This is a genomic window from Pseudoalteromonas sp. 68 DY56-GL68 (assembly GCF_041414825.1).
In the GTDB taxonomy this organism is placed as follows: Bacteria; Pseudomonadota; Gammaproteobacteria; order Enterobacterales; family Alteromonadaceae; genus Pseudoalteromonas.
In genome coordinates this window covers 245,435-269,358 of the sequence record NZ_JAOCZL010000020.1, presented here as the reverse complement: position 1 = coordinate 269,358, position 23,924 = coordinate 245,435, and the positions used below count along the sequence as shown (strand labels likewise).

Sequence of the window (23,924 nt, the reverse complement as noted above, 5' to 3'; positions counted from 1 at the left end):
TAAAAAAATGATTAAATTTAGAGCGTTAATTCATGAGCTTCACTCAAGCATAAAACAAGCTACAAATGAAGTTGAAGCCCAAGGCATAAAACATATTAATAAATTTTTTGAAATCATCGAAATCCCAACCAGTGATGTATCAGATTTAGATGATGATGCCATCCAAAGAATTAAAACCTTTATCGATAGCGAAGATACTGAGTCTGCTATCAATATCCTAAACGAACATAACGAAAAACTCGCATCAAATAGTCAAGTAAAACGCGTTTTAAAACCAAAAACAATGCAAATGGCATTTCCTGATAAGGATCAGAATGGGCCAAAAATTAGTTATGTCGATGTTCCATTAATCACACTTACCCCCATTAGCTCGACCAAAGTTCAAGAAGTAAATATTAAAGCTAGCCTCGAAGTCACAGCTAATGATCAAAACGATTTATTTGTCGCATTTCCTGCGCAGTCTAGCGGAAACATTTTTTCTAAATCTAAGGAAAAAAATAACGCCAATGTGGAAATCGAAATCAAGCTTCAAGGAGATGAAACTCCTGAAGGCCTTCAAAAGCTGATTGAAGGTTATGAACGCTCGCTTAGAGCACAAATCCCTGGATAAACAAAAATTGTAAAAGGAAAATATTATGGAAAATGCATTAGTAAGTATGGCACAACAGTTTTCTGGTTTACCAATGAAGTCACTCATTGGTGCACCATTAAATGCAGCAGCAGATGCCAATGCAAATATGGCAATTTCACAAACTCGCTTTTTGCTTGAAACCTGTTTTCAACCTGTAAGTGATGAAAATAAAGATGACGGCACTCGTCAGCCAATTATGGTGAAACTGGAAGTCATTCGCCCAGTAATTGATGAAAACACAGGTGATGCAAAAACACCTGCAAAGTCGACACTGAACCTACCACTACTAACAATTTTACCGCTAAATTCATTAGCAGTTAAAAATGTTGATGTGAATTTTGAGATGGAAGTAAAAAGCTCATATTCACATGATGTTGAATCATCGAGCAGTTCAAGCAAAGAGGCTAGCGGCAGCTTTAAAGCAGGATTTAGCTATTTGGGCTTTTCGGCATCAGTTGAGGGGTCGGTTAAATCAACTAGCCAATCATCATCATCCGACAAAGAGCATTATGAAAAATCTAATGCTGCCAAGTACACAGTTGCAGTCAACGCTGGTCAGCTACCACTGCCGCAGGGCGTAACTACTATCATTGAAGCCTACACAGCAGCAATCCAGCCAATCATGGTTTCAAGTAGTAGTGAAGATAAATCTAAATAATCACCTTGAGCGCCTTGCTATAAGGCGCTTATAACAAGGAATACATTATGGATCTTTTGAACACAATCAATTGTCCGCATTGCCAAAGTGCAAAAATTGCTATCGATTTAGATGCACTAAGCCAAGGCATGCGATTTAGCTGTCACTTATGCAACACAGTCATCAGCCTCGCAAGCGAAGATCGGGAACGCTTAAAAAGCGTAAATCAGACTTTGCGAAATAACTCAGCACTTGGCCAATGTCAAAGTGACTATGCAACATTTAGCTAATGGAGTTTAACCATGAACAGTTCAATTTTAAATCAATTAAAAATAGCACTCCTCCTCTTTACTATACTGCTTTCAACAAATAGTTTTGGAGCGTGTCATGTTAATCAAGAAGCCCAATTCCCAGCCACCCAAGGCAATATCCAATTTTGGCAGAACTTGATTCGCAATTCTGAGGATACCTACCTAGCGATGGCTTGGGACAAAGGTTATTGCGCGATTTCTAAAGGCCCACATAGAGGGGGTGCTCCTCACCCTAAAGGCGATGGCTCAACTCTGCACATAACAGTTAAGGATGATTACCGTACCTGCCATGTGTTTAACCAAAAAGCGCCTGATTTAAAAACATTAACAACCTGCAGACCTTAAAAAGCTCAGGAAAATCAACTGCTGATATACGTTAGTTAAATATTATTGCACTAACACCACATACAGCATTGAAGTTATGCATATTAAAAAGGATAAGACTATGAAAAATCATTTTACAAAAAGCGCTTTGAGCAAAAGTTTCTTTATATTATTGACGCTAAGTTCATTTAGCAGCTATGCCGAATGTACTTACAATCAAGATACTTTTGATAACCCCCATCAACGCGCAGTTTGGCAGCAGCTAATAAGCTCTTCGCAAAACCAAGCACTGAGACAAGCGTGGTTACAAGGTCAGTGCCATATTAATAAAGGCCCACACTTTGGAGGCCAGCCCCCACCAGGAGGAGATGGTGCAACATTACACGTTACTGTTCGTTATTCTGATAATGGGCAAGGCCATACTTGCCATGTTTTTCATCAACTCAACCCTCAAAACCAAAACTTAACAACATGTAACTAACCCATAAGCCTCTTACTTACCAAATAAGGGGCTTTTATAAACCACCCGACACATCAATAAAACTGCCTGTTGTGAATGAGGCTTGCTCACTTGCTAAAAAGTAAATTGCTGAAGCGACCTCGTCAACTTCACCACCTCGCCCTAGCGGTAACTTAGATTTTAAACGATCAACTCTGTTTGCTTCGCCACCATCACGGTGCATATCGGTATAAATAAGGCCTGGCCTTACCGCGTTTACCCGAATACCTTTACTGGCTACTTCTTTGGCAAGGCCAATAGTAAAGGTATCAAGTGCACCTTTCGATGCGGCATAATCTAAGTATTCATTTGGCGAACCTGTTCGTGAAGCCCCCGATGAAACGTTCACAATACTGCCTTTATCCATTCGTTTAATTGCTTCTCGCGCACACAAAAATGCGCCTGTAACATTGCAGCTTAAAATGGCGTTAATACGCTTTGCATTCATCTCTAATAGCGGCATTTGTGGTTGCATCATCGCCGCGTTATTAATTAAAACGTCTAAGCGCGCAACCTGCTCATCTAATTTGGCGAACATGGCGAGTACTTGCTGCTCATCAGCGATATCGGCTTGGAACAAATAGGCATTCACGCCAAGCGTTTTTATCTCATCAGCGACCTGCTCTGCACTTGCTTGATCTGACTTATAGTTAATACACACGTCATAACCTTGCTCGGCAAATAACTTAGCCGTTGCAGCGCCAATACCACGGCCGCCTCCAGTAATAAGAACCACAGGGTTCGAACTCATTCTGACTCCTTAAATGCCAATTTAAACTGCTCACATACTAAAGGCATTTCAGGATGGCATTGATAACCTGTACCTGCTAGCTCTCGCTGATAATAATTCCAATGCACACGCTGCCAATAAGCGAGGCTTTTGTCGCCCTCCCCCTCTAATGCAGCATATTCGTCTGTGATTTGATTAAATGGCGTAATAGTAACCGCGATGGTTTCAATAATGCCTAAGGGCTGTTCTTGCCAATTAGTAAAAATAGCTAGGTCGCCAACTTGAGGTAAAGCTTTGTCATTGGCTTTAAACCAATACAGTGAAGAGGTTGTTGCTTGTTTTATACCTTTTAAAACAAGTAAAGCGCAGTCATTGGCATCTTGCTCATTATCGCAAAAATGCCAACTTGGTAGTTCAACAACGGCACGCCCTGATTGATCATTAAAGCGAGCAATCAACTGCGCCTTACGCTGCTCGTTACTTAACGGCTGCAACAACCGAAATCTCTACAAGCAGTGCATCGCGCGCCATTTTTGCCTCTACACAGGCACGTGCTGGCGCATGACCTTGTGGTACCCATGCATCCCAAACTGCGTTCATCGCTGCAAAGTATTCCATACTTTTCAGGTAGATTGTGGCGCTTAGCATATGCTCTTTACTACTCCCCGCTTCAATAAGTAAAACTTCTACCTTATCTAGCATGGTTTGAGTTTGTTCGCTGATATCTTTTTCTGCATCTGCACACACTTGGCCACAAAGGTACACCGTATCATTATGCTTGACGATACGGCTCATGCGCGCACCAGTTTGTAAACGTTCGATTGTCATAATTTTAATTCAATAGTTGATAAAAACATGAATCTAGCAAATTCATACTTATATTTCGACGTTATTAGGTGAGTGAATACTTAAGTAATGACTGCGCTGCTTGGTATCGTCATATTCAATAACAGCAATAGCACCTGTGTTAAAAATCGGCATGTTACCAGGGCTCAATTGGTCAACCAAGTAACTAACAATTGGCATGTGTGCAACAACCAACCAAGTTGAGCATTCTGGGTGCATGGCGATTAGAGTTTCAAGGTAGTCAGCAGCAACTTGAGGAGTACCATCTGGAATTATGTCATTACAGGTTTCACTAAATTGTAATGGATTACTTTGTGTTGCTGCTTTCGCAGTTTGCTGGGCACGTATGTAAGGGCTTACCAATAACGCATCTGGTTTATAATTTATTGCTAACCATTGCCCCATTTTGCTGGCTTCCTGTTGCCCCGTAGTTGTCAGTTGTCTTGCTGCATCATCTGCTTGCATTGGCGTTGCTTCGCCATGGCGCATGATTAAGATTGTTTTCATAAAAAATCAACCGATTAAAGAATATAAAACAGTAGCCAGTTTGCTTGATTGTCCGCTATATTAGAATATCATCACAAAACACATTAAACATCCTCTTATGATATTCAGGTAGATTTTCGTTGCAGTGCCTTTAGCGTTCCTGATTTATCATCTGTTGTTAGGACATTAACGCATTCTTCAGGAGCACCTTTTGAATATCAGCCGCAATGATAACAGAACATACCACCCCCTCACACTGGACAATGGTCTAAAAGTACTTTTAGTGCAAGACTTAGAATCAACTAAATCAGCGGCATCAATGGCAATTAATGCAGGTCACTTTGACGATCCCCTTGATAGGCAAGGCCTTGCACACTTTTTAGAGCATATGCTTTTTTTAGGCACTGACCTATACCCTGAGTCTGGTGGGTTTTCTAATTTTGTATCACAATCTGGTGGTAACACTAACGCATGGACAGGCACTGAGCACTCTTGTTACTTTTTTGATATTAATAATCATCAGTTTTCTGAGGCCCTCGCTCAATTTAGCCGCTTTTTTATTGCCCCTCTATTAAGCCCAAAAGAGACAGCCAAAGAGCGTAACGCGATTGATGCCGAATTTAAATTAAAGATCAAAGATGATGGCAGACGCATCTACCAAGCCCATAAAGAAACGGTAAACCCTGCACATCCATTTGCTAAATTTTCGGTTGGTAACCAGCAAACCTTGGCAGATCGCGAAGGCTGCATAAGTGACGAGTTACGCGCTTTTTTCAACAGCCATTACCAAGCTCAGTGGATGACACTGGTGATCTGTAGTAATGAAGATATTGCGACAATGACCAACTGGGTGAAGCACTATTTCAGCGAGATTAAAGGTCAGCCCAAAAGCAAAGAAATTATTGAGCAGCCACTTTATCGCAAACAAGACTTAGGTAAAGTGCTGCACATTGAGCCGCATAAGCACATGCAAAAGCTCATCATTAGCTTTGCTATGCCAAATATTGATGATTTTTATCGCCATAAAACGGTGAGCTTTATTGCTCACTTGTTAGGTTATGAGGGAAAAGGCTCACTTTACTCAATTTTAAAAGAGCAAGGTTGGATCAACGCACTCTCAGCAGGCGGTGGTATAAACGGCAGTAACTTCAAAGACTTCAATATCAGTATGGCACTGACCGATGAAGGTATTGAATACTACGAAGATATTGTTGAAATGGTATTCGAATACATTTGTCTGATAAACCAAAACTGTGACAAGTTACCAAGGCTTTATCAAGATAAGAAGAATTTGCTGCAGATTGCCTTTGATAATCAAGAGAAAGCCCGACTTATAGATTGGGTAAGTGGTTTAAGCATTAACATGCAACACTATGATGAAGCCAACTACGTGCAAGGTGATTACCTTATGGAAGGCTTTAATCACTGCGCGCATGAAATTGCAATGCAATGGTTAACGCCAGATAATATGCGCCTTGTACTCATACATCCAGATGTAGAGCCGGAAAACACCACGGCTTGGTACAATACGCCTTATAAAATCGAAAATATATCACCTTGCTGGCTTGATGCATTAAGTGAAATTAACACCCCATTACCTGAAATGAGTTTGCCTGTTGCCAACCCGTATCTAACGAAGAATGTTGAACTTTTAGCACTGGATGAACCTAAAAAAACGCCTGAGTTACTGATAAAACAAGAAGGCTTTGATTTTTGGTTTAAGCAGGATGCGACTTTTCGCGTTGCTAAGGGACATTTTTACTTAGCGATGGACTCGCACTATGCCATTAAAGATGTCAAGCATATGGCTTTAACTCGGCTGTTTGCTGATTTATTTATGGATAGTGTCGCTGAGCAATTTTACCCTGCCGAGCTGGCAGGCTTAAGTTATCATTTAACCTCTCACCAGGGTGGCCTAACGCTTCATACCGCAGGCTTATCATCAAGTCAGCTTGAACTGGTTGATGAATTACTCGAAGCCTTATTTAGTGTAGAAATATGCGCAAAACGTTTTGCTGAATATAAAAAGCAACTTGTGAGGCATTGGCGTAATAGTAATCAAAACAAGCCGGTAAGCGAGTTATTCAGTATCTTAGGTGCTAAAATGATGCCGTGGAACCCAGAACCGAATGCACTTGCACAAGCTTTAAAAGATACAAGTTTTCATCAATTTAATTGTTTCAGACATGAATTCTTTAAAGCGCTACACGTAGAGTCGTTTTTACATGGTAATTGGCAGCGTAGTGATGCACTGGCTTTTCAAAAACAAGTGGCGGATCATTTAGCAGGTTGCACTAAAATTATCGACCTAACACGCCCTCTTAACGATATAACAGATGTCGAGCAGCAACGCGTTGAGCTAAATTGTAATGACCACGCCATGGTTCTTTATTACCAAGCGCTGACTGATGACACAGCTGAAAAAGTAAAGATGATGGTGTTAAATCACCTTATCAATCAAGACTATTTTAATGAGCTTAGAACCAAGCAACAACTTGGTTATTTAGTGGGGGCTGGCTACGCACCTTTTAATACGCGTGCTGGCATTGCGTTTTATGTTCAGTCTCCAAAACACACCGCTGACGAAATACTCATCCGTCATCAGCATTTTATAAGTAACTATCTACAGCACATTGATTCTTTAGATGAGCAACAATGGCAAGATACAAAAGCAGGGTTAATTACACATATAGCAGAAAAAGATAAAAATCTTCGTCTTCGCTCACAAAGGCTCTGGTTAGCAATTGGTAATCGAGATAGTAAGTTTAATATGCAGCAACAACTTCTTGTTGAGCTTGATAAACTGAGCTTAAAGCAAATGCAACAATACATAAAAGAGACATTTGCCGAATCGCGACCTCGAATAGAGCTGTTAAGTGATAAAGCAATCAAAAAACAGTCAAAAACAACCCTTTCTTCGCATTCTCTTTGACTCGCTTGCGAGCTTAGATTAAATTATCTGGTGCGAATTAAGGTATTGCATTAATGACAAAAATAATAACAATGATTTCTGTATTTCTAACACTCAATATGGCCGGTATATTTTCAGCCGCTGCAAGCCCTATAGAGCTAGAGCAAAGCACCCTATTGCTTATACCTAGCTCTATAATGCTGCTGTTATTACCATATTTGCTATTCGTTATTTATAAGCTCAAACGCTCACGCCATCAACTTCGTATTTCAGAACATAGATTAAAAAGTACCGTAGAAGGCAGCGGAGATACTCTGTGGGACTGGAATATAAAAACAGGTGAAGTTATTCGTATAAACGATAAATATACCACCGATACGAATAACGCAGCAGGCTTCCCACCCAACCGTGATTTAATCCATCCTCATGATCTACAACATGTTGAAAAAGCCCTCAAAAAACATTTTGCTGAACACACTGCCTTTTTTGAAGCAAGCTATCGTATAAAAGACAGCTTAGAGCGTTGGCATTGGGTACTCGACCGTGGAAAGATTATTGAAAAAGATGTCAATCTTAACCCCCTACGTATGACTGGCACCGTACGTGACATATCACAGCTCAAATCCACAGAAGCACGTTTAAACCTATTTGCAAAATGTGTTGAGTCACTGACTGATGCCATCGCAATTTACGATAAAAACTTTAAATTAGTTGATTTAAACCCCAGCTTTTTGACCCTTTTTGGCGGTACTCGAGAGCAATATCTAAAGAAAGATTTTGCTCTTTTTGGCTATGATCAAAGCTACGTAGATGAAATAAAAGCAACGGTTAGAGCTACAGATCACTGGCAGCAAGAAGTTAAGCTTAGAAATGCACAACGACAGTTGCTCCCCATAGAGATTTCTATCGACGAAATCAAAAACGAGCATAATCAAATATGTAATTACGTTGTGGTTTATTCTGACCAAACAGAGCGCAAAAAAGCTGAGTCACAGTTACATAATTTATCAAACCGAGACCGTACTACCGGCTTGCCTAACCGTAATTTATTTTTTACTAATCTTAAAAAGCTCGCCAAACAAGATAATCATCATGCTCTATTAGTATTTGACTTGGATAACTTCAAAAAGATCAATGATTCCTTAGGCCATCAACTTGGTGACAGCCTGCTCGCCAAATTGGCCATGAGATTAAATAAGCTCACCCGTGAAAAAGACGTATTTTATCGCCTTGGTGGTGATGAGTTTGCACTTGTTATGTCAGGCACCAACGACATTCATACGATTACGCGAATGGCAAAGCTGTTTTTAGCAGCGATTGCCACACCTTTTAACATGGCAGGCCATGAGCTAGTAATCACCTCGAGTGTTGGTATCGTACTGTTCCCTGAAGATGGCAATACACCTGAGCTTTTATTAAAAAATGCCGATACAGCGATGTACCACGCTAAGAAAAAAGGCAATAGTTACTTATTCTTTAACGACACAATGAATCGCCAAGCCGTTAAACGCCTGCAAATAGAAAACCTAATGCGTTACGGTTTAAAAGAAGATCATTTTGAAGTTTATTATCAACCCAAAATGAATATTCGCACCGGCAAATTGGATGGTATGGAAGCACTTGTGCGTTTCATCACACCTAAAAAGGGGATTATCAGCCCAGGAATGTTTATTCCTATCGCAGAAGAAACGGGGCAAATTATTGAAATCGGTGAAGTGGTGCTTAATAAAGCCTGTCGTGATGTGAAGGCATGGATCGACCAAGGGTTATTTAATGGTCGTGTCGCTGTAAACCTATCTGCAAAGCAATTTAGCTTACCTGACTTAACGACTCGCATTGATGTAATTTTACAAAAAAATGAACTACCCTCTTACTTTTTAGAGCTCGAAATAACCGAAGGAACGGTAATGGACGATCCTAATGAAGCAATTTCAGTGATGCGTTCTCTTAGTGCCAGAGGCATACACTTAGCAATGGATGACTTTGGTACGGGTTACTCATCGTTGGCTTACTTAAAGCAGTTCCCACTCAATACATTAAAAGTTGATAAAGCTTTTATAGACGACATGCAATCAGAACGAGGCCGTAATATGGTCGACTCAATCGTTACCATTGCACACAACCTTGACTTACATGTTGTTGCTGAAGGCGTTGAAAAAGCAGAGCAAATAGCGATGTTAGAGCAATTAAATTGCCAAACAGTACAAGGTTATTACTACTCAAAACCCTTGTCACAACCTGAGTTCACAGCTTTTTTGAAAAAACAGCGTAATAAATCAGCGCCCAGTTTATTAAGAAGCGTTGAAGTTTAAGGTCGCCAACTGCACGCTTGTAAGCCGATATGACGTATCAATGCACGTCGATAATGTATGTTAAACAAGCACCAAGCAACAGGGCCTAGCGCCCCACCTAAAAGCACCCAACGTTTAACAGGCATGCCTTTTGAAACGGACTCTAAATACATTACAAAAATAAATACACAACTCACACAAACAAAAAACACAATAGCCCCCACAGTGATAAGCACGCAGTGTACATAACTTAAGCAGCAGTGAAAACGTCAGGATGTAAATAGCCAGTATAAAGGCAGATTATATTCTTAAATATCAAACATAAACCTAATAAAAAATTGTATTATTTATATACAAAGCGGTCAAAATTGTTAAAATAGGAACGTGCATTGATGCACATAAGGAATAAACAAAAATGATTAGGAGACATCATGTCTGACAATACTGCAAACGTCTACGAGGCACCGGAAGCAAACCTTACACAAAATAACGATGGTAGCAACAAACCCATTTTGAACTTTGACCGCTTCTCAGCATGGGGCGTGTTCTTTTTAAGTATCATCACATTAGGTATCTACAGTGTGTACTGGCTTGTAAATAGAACAAACAAAGCAAACTCACTGGCGAAAAACCAAATAGCTCAAGGACTAGTTTATGGCTATGTGGCGCTGTATGTGGTTAACCTTGTTTTATCAATAGCTGGTATTTTACCTGAGCTCGGCTTTATTGTGTCGCTAGCCTCATTTGTCGTAGCCATTATTTTAATTTTCTCACTCCGTACTTCACTCACTGAATTAATTAATGAAGGTAGCGCTGAGCCTGTAAAATTAAATGGTATTTTAACGTTCTTCTTTAACGTTATTTACTTCCAATACAAGATTAATGAAGCAATTGATAGACAGCAATAAGCTACTTTAATTTCATAATGAAAAAGGCATTAAATTTTAATGCCTTTTTACTATGTGTCCCGTTTAACATCCAAGTATGTTTTAGTTACTTAACTGCATCATTATAAAGCACCTGAATGTTTCACATTCAAATATGTATTGAGCACATGAGGCAATAACTGCTCAGGGTTACAATCAATCGCAATCACCCCTTCTTTTCTCAATTTCGCCATATTTTTCTTATGTGTATTTAATAAACTGAGTGCTGCGCAATAACTTGTTGCATCTTCGTACTTTTGAATTGGCTCTTTAAGCACTTCACTCACAGAGCGGTTATTTATGTTGATTAAAGCAACTAAATGATGCTTCTGTAATAGTTTTATCGCAGGCAGTAATTCATCAATACTTTGTTCGTCGAGTGTTGTAACGAGTAAAACTAAAGAGCGCTTACTGCGCTTGGCAATTAGCTGATTTACAGCAACCACATAATCACTGCTACTTTGGTCTGGGTAAAGATCATAAAAGTGGTTCATGACCCGCGACACGTTTTGTGCCCCTTTTACACCCGGTAACCAACGCACGTTTTGATTGAAGCTTTGCATACTAAACCAATCACCTTGCTTTAATACTGTGTGTGATAGTAACAATAATGCATTTAGCGCGTGGTCAAAGTGACTGCCCTCTTTAGCCTCTATAGCCATTTTCTTTGAAGCATCAAGCATAACAATTACATGCTGGTTTTGCTCTTCTTGGTATTCTCGGGATATCAATTTACGGCGTTTACTGGTTGCTTGCCAATCTATCTGCCTAACGCTGTCACCTTGGCGATACTCTCTTAGTTGATGAAACTCAATTCCATCACCACGTTTTTTTGTTAGCTTAAGGCCATTAATTGGTTTATTTGTCACGCCATTAAGGTGTTGCTTCGACGTGACACGGCTAAAGTCTGGGTATACTTTTAACTGGGTACGATGTGCTGCTAACCAATTTGATTGCCATAACCCAAACGCAGAAGTTATACGTAATTCAACCGCCGAAATATCTGCATCTCCTCGCTTATGGGCACGCATAGAGTAGCTAAGCTCAGCTTGTTGGTTTGTCTCAAGTTCAATACTTTTTACAGCTTCAGCAAGCTCCAGAGCATTTGTTAAATGAATACTGATATCAGCACGTAGAACCTGTTTCGCTTTATTTTTTAGTAGCAACTTTATTGGCTGCCAGCGATATAACGCCATATTTTGATTTGTTGAAAGCTCTACAGATACATTGTGCGCAAATCGCGAAAAGTAACAATCAACACAAGCAATCAGCAAAGGAATACAAAGCAGTAGCGTAATAAATAAGCTGCTAAGCTCAATCAAAGCAGATACCACCACTAAGAGGACAATAACACTCAGTATCTGTACTAGGCGTTTTGATGGTCTTAGCTTTATACGTTTCATGATCGTGGTGCTTCAACACTAGCAAGAATGGCACTAATCACTTCATCAAATGACACACCTTCAAGCTCAAGATCAGCAGATAAGATCAAACGATGGCGAAGTATGTTAACTGACACTGATTTAACATCATCAGGGGTTACGAAGTCGCGACCATTCATTAGCGCCATAACTTTTGCCGCTTTAATAATATTAATAGATGCTCGCAACCCTGCACCATGTAAAACTCCCTGCCACGTTCTTGAGCTACGCGTAATATCAACCGCATAATTTAAAATCTGTTCGTCCACTAATATATCTGCACAAAGCTGTTTAATTTGTGCAATTTGGGCAGCATTCAATACAGCAGGCAATGCATCAACGGTTGATTCATTCGAAACCATCTTGGTGTTTAGTTTTAGTAACTCCACTTCAGATTCGAACGAAGGAAACCCTAGCTCAATCTTCATCATGAAACGGTCAAGTTCTGCTTCAGGTAGCGGATACGTACCTTCTTGGTCAAGCGGGTTTTGCGTGGCAAGAACCATAAATGGCGAGTCGATTGACAGCGTGTCACCATCAATGGTTATTTGTTGTTCTTGCATCACTTCAAGTAACGCTGACTGAGTTTTTGCAGGTGCACGGTTTATTTCATCGGCCAATAATATGTTGGTGAAAGCAGGTCCCTTTTTAATATTAAATTCACCCGATTTCATATCATATAAACTGTGACCTACGACATCCGATGGCATTAAATCGGGTGTAAACTGAACCCGCGAAAAATCAACACTCAAGCTTTTAGCAAGTGCTCGTACCAACAAGGTTTTACCAAGCCCTGGTACACCCTCAAGTAACACATGTCCGCCGGCAAACAATACTGTTAATACGTCTTCTACAATGGCATCTTGACCAACAAGAACACGCGCAATATTTTCTTTCACTTTTTTTACTGCGTTTGCCGCATCTACCAGGCTCAATGAGTGAGTATCTAGTTCCGTGCTCATAAGGCATTCCTTAATTGTCTATATCGTTTTATATAATCTGTTCGTTGTTCACGAGACTCGGGAAGTTCGCTTGAAAGCAAGATCTCGACTTGCTCTTTATCAAACTGAGTTAGGCTGGCAATAATCTCAGCCTGTTTGTGTGCACTAAGCATTTTGAAATTAGGGACTCGCGTCTCTACTTTTGCATTAAAATCTTTTTTTAACGCTTCAAATAAACGCGCTTCATGACCGTGTTCTGTGTAAAAATTTGCAATAGCTCGAATATGCTGATTAAAGCTTGTTTTGCTATCGACATCTGGCGCATATGCGCGGCCAATACGGCTACTAATATGCCACACAGCAAATACCACTGTCAGTAATAAGCTAACCACAAACTGCCAGCTCCAATGCCACAACTTAGATAACCAATTTGGGTAACTTAAATACGGCACATACGTCACTTTACTGGCACCTTGAGTTAACCAAACTAATAGGCTGCCATGATCTAGATGCCGTAACTTATAATTAGTAAAAGGGGCCAGTGATGGTAAAACAATAACACGGCCTGCACCAAAGGGCAGATCGCACATTACAGTATCACCCGCTTGATTTTCTGTTTGCACGCCTTGGCAACTATCAATTTTAAAAGCTTGGCTAAGTTCGAGTTCTAATTGCGTTGTCTCATCAATTGTCAGTGTTGTATTTGAGCTGCCTTCTTCTAATAGCACAAAATTGAATTCAAACACATCATCGACGGTTGTAACATCAATCCCTAACTCTTGGAAAAAAATTGCGTTATCAATCCCTAGCTCATCGCGCTGTCGGTTAAGTACATACACTAAACGCCCACCGTCAGCGACCCACTGCACTAGCTGTTGATCTAGCTCATATGAGTTAGCAAGTACAGCCTCATCAACAACCAGCATAGTATTTGGGTCTATTGTTAATTGATTGGGGTTAGTTTGGCTGGCTAAACGTTTGTCTTTGTGCCATTGCACATCATATGAAGCCAATAAACGCTGAGCCAGAGTGAAGCTGTCTTTTGCTACCTCTGGTTGAAAACCTATCTCTACTTCCTGTTTTTCCCACTTTACTGATGCCAACATTGACCCGAGTAAAGCAACGGTTAAAACCAGTAAACCAATCATAAAATACTTAAGTTTCATGGTTTAACTCCACAGGCAACGACATTTGCTTAATTTGCTCTGCAAGTTGTTCAAAGTCGATATTAGGTTTTCGATGTCCCCAAGCAACAATGACCCATGCTGAAAATAATGTGCTAAATACAGCTTGCCATTGCTTGGGCACGCTTGCATCAATTACTTGTTTACACTCACGTTCAGTCATTGAACGATGAAGTTTTATCTCATACTGAACCTGTGCCCAGCGAAGTGAGTGATGCAATAAGTAACCAAGCGCTAACCGTAAGTTTCCTGAACGATAACTCTCAAGTGCAGCACTAATTAAATCATCAGGAAGTTCGTCATGTTTAATGTCAGTAAATAAAGACGGAATAACATGGTCAGATTTTTTTTGTGGCTTTTCAGGCAGCTTCAACCCAGTGAAAAAGCCTTTATTCTTAACAAGATAATAAACAAGCCACAGTGCAAGTAATCCTACAAAGCCCCATACTAAATAGCTAAGCGTAAATCCAATTAACTCAAAAAAGTTACTCAGCCATGAAAAATCAAACGATGATGGACTTGCGTTGTCTTGCTCAAAATTAAAATCAGGAACCCAAGTCGTTTTCTTTTCAATAACATCATCTTGATTGTAAAGTGTAATCACTTGTTCTTTAACAGCATCTTTATCAAGCTCCTCAGCAAAACTGGTTTGTGGCATCGCTGCCAAAAAGCTAAGTAAGCAAGCGCATATCAATGACAAAGGCTGTGCAAAACGTGTTTTTATATTCTTAAAAGCAAGCTCAATATCCCAACCTTCGAGCTCAACCCTGCGATGTAAATAGGCTAAAAACCCCCCTGTGACAAATAATGGCGCGACGAGGGAAATACTTAATAAATAAAGTAAGTTAAAAGCAATTTCTAGCCAAGCAGGAGAGTCTTGAAATTGATAGATAGATTCTTCAAGAGAAAATGAATTTGGGATCAATGCAATTGAAAAAGCCGAAAGTCCCATTAAAACAATAAACTCGAAATGTACGCAAAAAAGCATCCATAAGGTTTGCTTTGGCTTTGATGTTGCAAAAAGAACTTGCTTACGTTTTTGCTTTCGCTCTGCTGACAAGCGCTCTAATTGCTCCACCGGAGCCAAAAATGCACGATTAGGGCTGAGCCTAAATACGGTTAAATGCGCTAGCATATCCTTAAATTTAAGCTGCTTTATAACCAGTATGCTTGACTTAATCGAGGTTGGTTGACTAAAAACAGCCTTCGACATGTAATCAAGTAAAGGGCGTTCAAATAAAGGTTTTAATAGCCATACAGCAAATGTAGCGATTGACCAGCCAAGTAAAAACCCTAATATCAAAAATGTTGGTAAAGCTAAGCAGATATAAAGGCTAAACAAAGGTAAAAAGTGCTGTTTAGTTAATAATACAGTTAAATCAAAGTTTTCATAGGCGCTACGTTTACGCGGGTTAAAACTTAACCTATTAAGCTCCATAACGCATCCCCTTGTATAGCCTATACAAAACAAACGCCCAGCAAACACTCCCTACGCTATATTTTATTTCATTGGCTATATCACGTGGCGACCAAAAGGCCTCAATAAATGCCGCAAGAACAAGCATTAAAAACGCACCAACAATAAGAGGCAATGCTTTTTGTGCGGCCTGTTTAATTGCATAGCCGCGGGTAAAATGACCAGGATTCAATAATGCATAACCTATCTGACACCCTGCAGCAGAGGCAATAATAATCGCGGTTAATTCAAATGAACCATGGGTTATAACGAATGAGAAAAATGGCCCTTCAAAGCCAATATTAACAATGTGAGCGGCAATCGCACCAAAGTAAAAGCTGTTAAATAGTAAGAAAAATGCAGCGCCAACACAAAACAACACCCCACCAGCAAACATTTGAAATGCAATGCCAATGTTATTGTAAATATAAACACCAAACATCATGAGATCTTGAGCTGCGCCACGCTCAGCTGTTTGTACACTGCCCCCGGGGTTATACATTTCTTCAATTTGCAGTACAGTGCTTTGCCCCAAAAATGTATATACCGCATCAGGGTCAAGCATCACCCAAATAAACGCGATAAGTGCTAAGCCCCAAAATGCTAATAAGTTAATGCCCAGCATTATACGGTTCTCATAGAGGGCCCGAGGAAATGCTGTGCGGGCAACATGCCATATCTCAGAAAACTGATTGCTGCGAGATAAGTACAAGCGCTTTTGACCATACTGAACTAAACGATTAATTTGCTCAATAAGTACGGGGCTATATTGGCGACTGCGGGCAATGGCTAAATCATTACACACCTTACGGTACATATTAGGAAAATAAACCGGCAAACTTTCTGATTCTGCAAGCTCGCAAAGCGCCTTAAATTCATTCCAGCTCTGGCTATTCGATTTTACAAATTGCGTTTGCTTCATTGCACTGTCTCACTATGCGCCTGTTCATTAGAGTTACTTAACTGACCTGAGTAAAAACGCGCATAACCGATTAACATACTCTGCGCTTCATTGTCCTCTAACTTAAATGGTTCAGCTAAAATTGCAGCGAGTTCACTGCGCCTCGCATCAGAAAGCTCATCACTGCGCTCTGCAAAAGCAAGCACTGCTAATTGTTCTTCCGTGCTTAAGCTCAATACTGGAATTTCAATATTACCTTTCGGTAGTTCAGGACGTGCCTCTACTTCATCATCATAAATAACCATAGTGCCTGCTGCCCAATCACCAATACGCTTAAAACGAGAGTTGAACATCATGACAACTAGCCCTAAAAAATAGCCAATAGGTAACATATCTGCTGGACGTAATAGGTTTCGTACAACAATTTGTGAAAAACTGGCTGGTAAGCCATTATCTTGTACTACGCGGATCTTAAGACGCTTTTTCCCAGGAGTTTGACCATTTTTCATTTCAAAAAAAATGTTGTATCCCCAAGATGTTATAAAATAAATAATCAGAATAATGCCCTGCCCTGCATCACCTAAAAAGCTAAATACAAGTGATACAACGAACATAATAAGACTGCGAAATAAGAAATCGATGATGTAGGCATAGCTACGGGAGACAACACCTGCGGGTGTGATTGCAATATCAACCCCTTCAGGTAATTTAACGTATTCTCTGTTTTCCAATCCGTGGTCTAACATTTAATCTACTACTGCTAGTTATTATTGTTTTTGCTACCTAACCCGTATACATGATAGAAACAGCCACATAGCAATAATTTGAGCGCTTAATAATGCGCTTTTTCTGTCCCTTTTTCAATCTTTAAACAAAGTAATATTAAATGATTAATGAAAATACTACTTTATAAGTAAATAAAATGATAAAACCGATCTGCAATCGGTTTTATCAAACATAACCAGTTAGGACTACTTTTCAGCGCGACCCATAAACTTGTGTTCTGCGGTGTTAATGCGAATACGATCGCCTGTTGAAATATGCTCTGGCACTTGAATAGTAAGGCCTGTACTCAAACGTGCAGGTTTTGAGCGAGCACTTGCTGAAGCGCCCTTAATTGAAGGGTCTGTTTCTTCAACAACAAGTTCTACACTTGAAGGTAAGTCAATCCCCACTGGTGAGCCATCGATTACTATAACATGTAGACCTTGCGTCTCTTCATTAACAAATAAAATCTCTTCGCTGATTGCTTCTTTGTTTAAGTTATAAGGCGTGTAGTCTTCATTATCCATGAAAACATACTCCTCACCATCAATGTAAGAGAACATCGCTTCACGACGAGTTAAATCAGCAAGTTTAAGCATATCGCTGTCTTTAAATGTTTCGTCTACTTTGCCACCAGTAACAACATCATATAAACGCATGCGGTATAAACTACCACCAGCACGACCTTGCGGTACTGAACGTTGAATATCTTTTACTACTAAAACTTGGCCGTTATGCTCAATAGCGGCACCTTTTTTGACTTCACTAGCCTTAGGCATGGGTGTATTCCTATCGTTTTTTAATGACAGGAATTTACCACGTAATTACTATTGTTCAACAAAAATTTGCAGTTTTACTTTTGCTGATGTAATTGGTCTATTTTTCAGCGAATTATCGTAATAAATGTCTCAAACCGAATAAAAAGATGCTATCTTTATAGCAACGAAAAATGACTTCAAGGACTGGATCATGAATCAACATGCTGTACATGAATACTTAATGAAAAAGCCAGTGGTAATGCTCACTCAGCCATTTGGTCAAGACGTCGATGTTTATAAAGTAAATCATAAAATGTTTGCGACTCTCGCAGAGGGAAAAGAAGGCCAAACAAATGAAGATGGTGAACCTGTTTGGTGGCTTAACTTAAAATGCGATCCGGACGAAGCCCAAGCATTACGTGATATTTTTCCTTCTGTAATTCCTGGTTACCATATGAATAAACGGTTGTGGAATACAGTGATTTTAGATGGCACTATCCCACAAGGAGAAATTGAACGAATGATTGATAACTCGTTTGATTTGGTGGTTGCAAATATGCCTGAAAAAGACAGAAAAGCGATTGAGCTTCACCTATAATTTGACCGCACTGATCACACCCTGTGATCAGTGCAATTTAAATGAAAATGATGATCGGTATACAAAACCCCATCAATAGCATAGGCATCTAATTGCTTATCAACTAGCTGAAAGCCACACTTCTCAAGTACTTTTTCTGAACCTATGTTGCCTTCAGTGACGACAGCTTTAAACTCCTTCACAGAATACTCAGCCTGAGCAAAATCAAGCACCACCTTTAAAGACTCGGTGGCATAGCCACGACCATGAAAATTAGGCAGCAATAAGTAGCCAACTTCTTGAATATCAGGAACGGTTGATGAGGTAAAGCCTGTCACCCCCACCTCTTTACCTGTACTCGTTTCAATAATAACTAAACACAGTGGCGAGTTTGCATCTGGCTGCCAAGGCTTTAAACGTTCATTAAACTTCGCACGTAGCTGCGCTTCTGAGGGCTTATCAAAGCATTTCTCAATAACCTCTGCATCATTGTGCAAAGTGTAAAACAGTGGCCAGTCATCAGCATTTAACAACCGTAAAGTTAATCGCGCAGTGGTGAGAGTCATGGTGATCAATCGCTAAGTAAATAAGTCTAGTTATAACAAACCTACTTAGCTAATTAAATACCACTTATGGCCAATACTGCAGCGTAAGCTGCTTTACAGCTACCAAGTATAAATCACTTTTCCTATCACGTTATCTTTAGGAACAAAGCCCCAAAAGCGGCTATCTGAGCTATTATCTCTAGAGTCACCCATAACAAAGTAGTGATCTTCAGGGATGATCCATTCCGCCTTTTCACTGCCAGCTTGGTTGAAATAATGACTTATCTGTTCAGGGTGATTCTCATTTAGTAAAATTTGATAACGTTTACCATCATTTACCTCTTGCAGAACTTTAAGTCCACCTTCAGCTTGAGAAACGAAAGATTGCTCTAAAGGGATGAAGTCAGCGCAAATATCGGCTCCCTCATCACATGCTTTTTGGATATAAACAGTTTTATTTCGATAAACAATTCTATCGCCAGCCACCCCTATTACGCGTTTCAGCCAAGTATAATCAGGGTTTTTCGGATACTGAAAGGCAACAACATCACCTCGACCTACTTTAGCTGACATGGGCGATCTTGAAATTTGATAGCCTAAGTACCGATAATTACCAAAACCTATTTTACTAACTAGAACTTGGCTCCCTTTATCTAACTGAGGTGCCATAGATGAAGCTGGTAAAGTGAAAGGCTCAAATGAAAAAATTCTCATTAAAATAAGAGCAGCAGAGAGGGTAAGATAAATTAAAGTTACAGCCCACCAACTTGCGAACCAAGGCCGCTTCTTATCTGCGTTATAGTGCTTTGTTATCCAAAAAGCATGGAGTGGACATATAATTATAAACACACTTGTGAGATAGATACCTTGATACCAATCGGCCTCTCCTGCACTCGCTTGGATTTTAATGTCAAGCAAGTAACATAAGGCCGTTAAGACAAGGTAAGTAATGAACAACCTGAATTTATTAACGTACAAAAATACAAATGGCTGAAATAACACGCCAAGAAGAATAGCGATAAAACCCTTAGGCTTCCATGAAGTAGACACTCTGACATCCTTGTTGAAATTAAGTCATTGAATTTAATTGCTTATATTAAATATAAAATCACAGTGATGCCATAAAATTTCTTATATTTCTTTAAAGCAATATTCCTTTGAAACAGAAAGCCCCGCTCAAAATGAGCAGGGCTTTTAAATTAACTAACTAATTTAAAGAATTAGCTTTTAGTTGTTTCTGTATCCACTTCATCTGAAGCTTGCTCGTCTTCAACCACTTCTTTGGTTACTTCAACTGGATCGACTTGTGCAGCTTCGGCAACTGCCGACTCTTCACTTTCTGCTTGGTAAAAACGCCCCCCCTTTTCAGCCATTGCTTTTAATGTATCGCAAGGAGTAAAAATTGGGTTGTAATTAGCAAATGTGGCCATTTCAGAAGTAACCTGTGCTGCACCCAGTTTATCCATATAGCTAAATGGACCGCCTAAGAACGGAGGGAAACCGATACCAAAAATAGCACCAATATCACCGTCACGTGGGCTAGCAATAATGCCATCATCTAAACAACGTACCGCTTCGTTCAGCATTTGTGCCACACAGCGTTTAGCAATTTCGCTCTTGTTTAAACGAGGTGATGGCGTAACTCCCAGTAGCTCGTATACTGACTCATCCACTTTTTTATCTTTTTTGTCATAAAGATAAAAGCCACGACCTGTTTTACGGCCTAAACGCTTAGAATCGATTAAGCGGTTAAAGGCATCAGGGGCTTTAAAACGCTCGCCCAATTCTTTTTCAAGGATGGGGGCAATTTTAGAGCCAATATCAATCCCTACTTCATCAAGTAATGCTAATGGACCAACTGGGAAACCAAACTCAACTAAGGCTTGGTCAATCTTTTCAATTGGCTCACCTGCAAGCAATAAATTAGCCGCTTCATTTACATAAGGCGCTAAGATACGGTTTACATAGAAACCAGCCATATCTTTAACCACAATCGGTGTTTTACCTTGTTTACGGGCAAAGTTAACAACGCGGGCGATGGTTTCTTCAGACGTACCTGCATGTGGAATGATCTCAACAAGTGGCATTTTCTCAACAGGTGAGAAGTAATGCAGACCAATTACATTTTCTGGACGCGCTGCATCCGCAGCGATTTGTGCAATCGGTAATGACGAGGTATTACTTGCAAAAATCGTGTTGTCTTGGCACTCACGTTCAACATCAGCCACCATACCTTGCTTAAGAGCTAAGTCTTCAAACACTGCTTCGATTACGATATCAATGTGTTTAAAGCCGCTGTAATCGGTGGTGCCGGTAATACGGTTCATGGTTTGTTGCAGCTCAGCTTTAGACAAAATACGGCGCTTTTGCTTTTTATCTAAAATTTTATAGCTGTAATTCATCGCATTGCTGATGCCCTTTTCAGCCACATCTTTGATGCGCACTGGCACACCCGCTTTCACTGCACTGACATGAGCGATACCCGCGCCCATTAAGCCACCACCTAATACCGCAGCTTTAGCGATTGCTGGTGCATCATCATTGCGCCATTCTTTTTTCATTTCAGTGGTTGCAAAGAAAATACCGCGCAATGCTTTTGACTCATCGCTCATAACTAGCGTGGCAAAGCCTTCAGCTTCAGTTTTGTATGCTTTTAACTGATCAAGCTCAACACTTGCACGAACTGCTTTAATAATGGCTAAAGGTGCTGGGTAGTGACCACCGGTTTTCTTCAGCACATTTTCTTGTGCTTTTTTGAAAATAATGTTGCGGCCAAATGGGTTCGACTCAAGTAATTGGCTTAAACGGTCAAGTTTTGGTTTAGTAACCTTCGCCTTACCTTTTAGTGCAAATTCTTTAGCAACGTCAAGTAAAACACTGTGCGGCACACAGTCGTTTACTAAGCCTGTTTTCTTCGCTTGCTTAGCACGAACTTGCTTACCTGTAAGCATCCATTCAAGTGCTTTTTGAAGGCCCACTAATTTAGGTAAACGCTGTGTACCACCGCCACCTGGTAATAAGCCTAACTGTACTTCTGGCAAGCCAAGTTTAGTGATGTCGCTGTCAGAACAAACACGATAATCACAAGCTAAAGCAAACTCTAAACCACCACCCAGTGCTGCACCATGAATGGCACTCACTGTTGGGAAAGGTAGTTTTTTCATATCAAAAAACGCTTCTTGGCACATTTCGCTCAGCGCTAATGCGTCTTCACGGTTATTAGCATTATCAAGCATTTTAATATCAGCACCGGCGATAAAGTTATCGCTCTTACCGCTAATAAACACCATGCCTTTTACTGCCTGTGCTTGTGCGTCTTTAAGTAAGGTTTTTAAATCTTCTGCAAAACTGCTACGCAGGGTGTTCATTTTCTCACCCGGCACATCAATGGTTACAACGGCTACGCCGTCATCTGCCACTGATAAACTAAATACTGAATCTGTCATTACGCACTCTCCAATACAAAGGCTGCACCTAAGCCACCCGCTGCACACGCAGTCGTGAGTGCTAGGCCGCCACCGCGACGATTAAGTTCATTCAAGCTTTGCGTGATCAGGCGTGCACCTGTTGCCGCAAATGGGTGGCCGTATGCCAGAGAGCCACCTAAGACATTGAACTTGTCCATGTTAATTTCGCCGATCGCTTTACTACGACCTAGCTTTTCTTGTGCAAATTTATCTGACGCAAACATCTTCATATTGGCAAGTGTTTGCGCTGCAAATGCTTCGTGCATTTCAATTAAATCTAAATCAGCTAATGTAATTCCTGCTCTGTCTAGAGCGATTGGCGTTGAGTGCGCCGGACCCATTAGCATGTCTTCATGAACACCGATTGCAGAAAACGCAAAGCTACGTACATAACCAAGAATGTTGTAACCCAGTGCTTTAGCTTTACTCTCGCTCATCATTAATACCGCAGCGGCACCATCTGTTAATGGTGTTGCATTAGCAGCAGTAACTGAACCATGCTGACGGTCAAATACTGGTTTTAATTTCGCGTAGCCTTCAACCGTTGAGTTATGGCGGATGTTATTATCTTGCTCAATAAAACTCTTATAAGGCGCAACATGGGCCGTCATTACTTCGTCTTTTAGCTTGCCATCAGCCCATGCTTGGCTTGCAAGAGTGTGAGAACGATGTGCTAAAGCATCTTGATCTTCACGACTGATGCTATGCGTTTTCGCCATTTGCTCTGCCGTTTGACCCATAGATAAACCAGTAGAGTACTCAGCAACAGCTGGTGGTACAGGGAGTAAGTCTTTTAGGCGCAGTTTTGAGAAAATCTTCAAACGCTGGCCAAGTGTTCGCGCCTTGTTTAAATCAACCAAGCTGCCGGCTAATTTTTTGCTCACACCGATTGGTAACACAGACGATGAATCAGCACCACCAGCGATACCCACTTGCACTGAACCTGCCATAATTGACTCAGCAACATTAGCAATTGCTTGGAAGCTTGTCGCACACGCACGTGATACAGAGTATGCATCTACTGAAACAGGCATACCTGTGCCTAAAACAATCTCACGAGCAATATTAGGCGCTTCTGGCATTTGCACTACTTGGCCAAATACAAGTTGATCGATTTCAGACTTGTCGAAATTAAGACGTTCAAGCATCTCGTTGACAACCAGTTTACCCATATCAAGTGCTGGCACATGGTGGAATGCAGTCGCTTGTTTTGCAAACGGCGTTCGTAAGCCGCTAACGATGGCGATACGATCGCCCTTTGCTGTTTTAAGTATATTTTGCTCAGACATTTATGCTCTCCCGCTGACAGGTCTGACC

General features: G+C 40.5%; 25 protein-coding genes. 9 read left to right on the top strand and 16 right to left on the bottom strand.

What is annotated here, in order from left to right:
• Positions 1-7 precede the first annotated feature (7 nt).
• The 5 genes from NYF15_RS13085 (at position 8) to NYF15_RS13065 (ending at position 2,384) form a co-directional block, all read left to right on the top strand.
• Positions 8-610, top strand: coding sequence for a DUF2589 domain-containing protein (locus NYF15_RS13085; RefSeq protein ID WP_371353789.1), 603 nt, complete (start codon positions 8-10; stop codon positions 608-610).
• 25 nt (positions 611-635) lie between these two features.
• The gene (locus NYF15_RS13080; RefSeq protein ID WP_371353788.1) at positions 636-1,289 is read left to right on the top strand and encodes a DUF2589 domain-containing protein; all 654 of its coding nucleotides are present in this window, start codon (positions 636-638) and stop codon (positions 1,287-1,289) included.
• Positions 1,290-1,336: 47 nt separating this feature from the next.
• Entirely contained in the window at positions 1,337-1,558 is a 222-nt protein-coding gene (locus NYF15_RS13075) for a hypothetical protein (protein ID WP_371353787.1), read from the top strand.
• 12 nt (positions 1,559-1,570) lie between these two features.
• Positions 1,571-1,924 (top strand): hypothetical protein, encoded by a 354-nt coding sequence (locus NYF15_RS13070; RefSeq protein ID WP_371353786.1) that lies wholly within the window; start codon positions 1,571-1,573, stop codon positions 1,922-1,924.
• Positions 1,925-2,024: 100 nt separating this feature from the next.
• Positions 2,025-2,384, top strand: a complete 360-nt coding sequence (locus tag NYF15_RS13065; RefSeq protein ID WP_371353785.1) for a hypothetical protein — start codon at positions 2,025-2,027, stop codon at positions 2,382-2,384.
• A gap of 34 nt (positions 2,385-2,418) precedes the next feature.
• Here the strand turns inward: NYF15_RS13065 and NYF15_RS13060 are convergent, their stop codons facing one another.
• The 4 genes from NYF15_RS13060 to sixA are packed head-to-tail and all read right to left on the bottom strand — an operon-like array spanning position 2,419 to position 4,485.
• On the bottom strand, positions 2,419-3,153 hold the full coding sequence (locus tag NYF15_RS13060) for an SDR family oxidoreductase (protein WP_371353784.1): 735 nt from the start codon (positions 3,151-3,153) through the stop codon (positions 2,419-2,421).
• A complete protein-coding gene (locus NYF15_RS13055) occupies positions 3,150-3,629 on the bottom strand; it encodes an ASCH domain-containing protein (RefSeq protein WP_371353783.1) in 480 nt (159 codons plus the stop codon). The genes NYF15_RS13060 and NYF15_RS13055 overlap by 4 nt, the downstream gene beginning before the upstream one ends.
• Positions 3,610-3,960 carry a RidA family protein gene (locus NYF15_RS13050; RefSeq protein ID WP_237118175.1) on the bottom strand — a complete coding sequence of 117 codons (351 nt, stop codon included), beginning with the start codon at positions 3,958-3,960 and terminating at the stop codon, positions 3,610-3,612. The genes NYF15_RS13055 and NYF15_RS13050 overlap by 20 nt, the downstream gene beginning before the upstream one ends.
• A 48-nt stretch (positions 3,961-4,008) precedes the next feature.
• A complete protein-coding gene (sixA, locus tag NYF15_RS13045; RefSeq protein WP_130150525.1) occupies positions 4,009-4,485 on the bottom strand; it encodes a phosphohistidine phosphatase SixA in 477 nt (158 codons plus the stop codon).
• A gap of 190 nt (positions 4,486-4,675) precedes the next feature.
• Between sixA and NYF15_RS13040 the strand changes: the two genes are divergently transcribed.
• Together NYF15_RS13040 and NYF15_RS13035 are read left to right on the top strand one after the other, a co-directional pair.
• A complete protein-coding gene (locus NYF15_RS13040; RefSeq protein ID WP_371353782.1) occupies positions 4,676-7,396 on the top strand; it encodes an insulinase family protein in 2,721 nt (906 codons plus the stop codon).
• Between the two features lie 176 nt (positions 7,397-7,572).
• Positions 7,573-9,687 carry an EAL domain-containing protein gene (locus NYF15_RS13035; RefSeq protein WP_371353911.1) on the top strand — a complete coding sequence of 705 codons (2,115 nt, stop codon included), beginning with the start codon at positions 7,573-7,575 and terminating at the stop codon, positions 9,685-9,687.
• Here NYF15_RS13035 and NYF15_RS13030 read toward each other — a convergent pair.
• On the bottom strand, positions 9,684-9,878 hold the full coding sequence (locus NYF15_RS13030) for a hypothetical protein (RefSeq protein ID WP_341803059.1): 195 nt from the start codon (positions 9,876-9,878) through the stop codon (positions 9,684-9,686). The genes NYF15_RS13035 and NYF15_RS13030 overlap by 4 nt on opposite strands.
• 219 nt (positions 9,879-10,097) lie before the next feature.
• On the opposite strand from NYF15_RS13030, the gene NYF15_RS13025 reads away from it, so the two are divergent.
• Complete coding sequence (locus NYF15_RS13025) at positions 10,098-10,574, top strand: DUF4234 domain-containing protein (protein WP_130150521.1); 477 nt, start codon at positions 10,098-10,100, stop codon at positions 10,572-10,574.
• A gap of 101 nt (positions 10,575-10,675) precedes the next feature.
• On the opposite strand, the gene NYF15_RS13020 is transcribed toward NYF15_RS13025, so the two are convergent.
• From NYF15_RS13020 to yeiP, 7 genes are all read right to left on the bottom strand, one after another.
• Positions 10,676-11,995: a DUF58 domain-containing protein gene (locus tag NYF15_RS13020; RefSeq protein ID WP_130150520.1), complete on the bottom strand. Its 1,320-nt coding sequence runs from the start codon at positions 11,993-11,995 to the stop codon at positions 10,676-10,678.
• The gene (locus NYF15_RS13015; RefSeq protein WP_130150519.1) at positions 11,992-12,975 is read right to left on the bottom strand and encodes a MoxR family ATPase; all 984 of its coding nucleotides are present in this window, start codon (positions 12,973-12,975) and stop codon (positions 11,992-11,994) included. The genes NYF15_RS13020 and NYF15_RS13015 overlap by 4 nt, the downstream gene beginning before the upstream one ends.
• Entirely contained in the window at positions 12,972-14,120 is a 1,149-nt protein-coding gene (locus tag NYF15_RS13010) for a DUF4350 domain-containing protein (RefSeq protein WP_130150518.1), read from the bottom strand. Before NYF15_RS13010 ends, NYF15_RS13015 begins: the two co-directional genes overlap by 4 nt.
• A complete protein-coding gene (locus NYF15_RS13005; protein ID WP_371353781.1) occupies positions 14,110-15,576 on the bottom strand; it encodes a hypothetical protein in 1,467 nt (488 codons plus the stop codon). The genes NYF15_RS13010 and NYF15_RS13005 overlap by 11 nt, the downstream gene beginning before the upstream one ends.
• Entirely contained in the window at positions 15,566-16,516 is a 951-nt protein-coding gene (locus tag NYF15_RS13000) for a stage II sporulation protein M (RefSeq protein ID WP_130150516.1), read from the bottom strand. Before NYF15_RS13000 ends, NYF15_RS13005 begins: the two co-directional genes overlap by 11 nt.
• The gene (locus NYF15_RS12995) at positions 16,513-17,241 is read right to left on the bottom strand and encodes an RDD family protein (RefSeq protein WP_371353780.1); all 729 of its coding nucleotides are present in this window, start codon (positions 17,239-17,241) and stop codon (positions 16,513-16,515) included. The genes NYF15_RS13000 and NYF15_RS12995 overlap by 4 nt, the downstream gene beginning before the upstream one ends.
• 225 nt (positions 17,242-17,466) lie before the next feature.
• Entirely contained in the window at positions 17,467-18,039 is a 573-nt protein-coding gene (yeiP, locus tag NYF15_RS12990) for an elongation factor P-like protein YeiP (protein ID WP_130150514.1), read from the bottom strand.
• 190 nt (positions 18,040-18,229) lie between these two features.
• Here yeiP and NYF15_RS12985 point away from each other — a divergent pair, with 190 nt between their 5' ends.
• On the top strand, positions 18,230-18,616 hold the full coding sequence (locus tag NYF15_RS12985; RefSeq protein ID WP_062569784.1) for an MmcQ/YjbR family DNA-binding protein: 387 nt from the start codon (positions 18,230-18,232) through the stop codon (positions 18,614-18,616).
• A 14-nt stretch (positions 18,617-18,630) separates the two neighbouring features.
• Here NYF15_RS12985 and NYF15_RS12980 read toward each other — a convergent pair whose 3' ends face one another.
• From NYF15_RS12980 to fadI, 4 genes are all read right to left on the bottom strand, one after another.
• Positions 18,631-19,161 carry a GNAT family N-acetyltransferase gene (locus tag NYF15_RS12980; protein WP_371353779.1) on the bottom strand — a complete coding sequence of 177 codons (531 nt, stop codon included), beginning with the start codon at positions 19,159-19,161 and terminating at the stop codon, positions 18,631-18,633.
• 99 nt (positions 19,162-19,260) lie between these two features.
• Positions 19,261-20,190: a signal peptidase I gene (gene lepB / locus NYF15_RS12975; protein WP_371353778.1), complete on the bottom strand. Its 930-nt coding sequence runs from the start codon at positions 20,188-20,190 to the stop codon at positions 19,261-19,263.
• A gap of 170 nt (positions 20,191-20,360) precedes the next feature.
• On the bottom strand, positions 20,361-22,586 hold the full coding sequence (gene fadJ / locus NYF15_RS12970; RefSeq protein ID WP_371353777.1) for a fatty acid oxidation complex subunit alpha FadJ: 2,226 nt from the start codon (positions 22,584-22,586) through the stop codon (positions 20,361-20,363).
• Positions 22,586-23,896: an acetyl-CoA C-acyltransferase FadI gene (fadI, locus tag NYF15_RS12965; protein ID WP_062569780.1), complete on the bottom strand. Its 1,311-nt coding sequence runs from the start codon at positions 23,894-23,896 to the stop codon at positions 22,586-22,588. The genes fadJ and fadI overlap by 1 nt, the downstream gene beginning before the upstream one ends.
• Between the last annotated feature and the right edge of the window lie 28 nt (positions 23,897-23,924).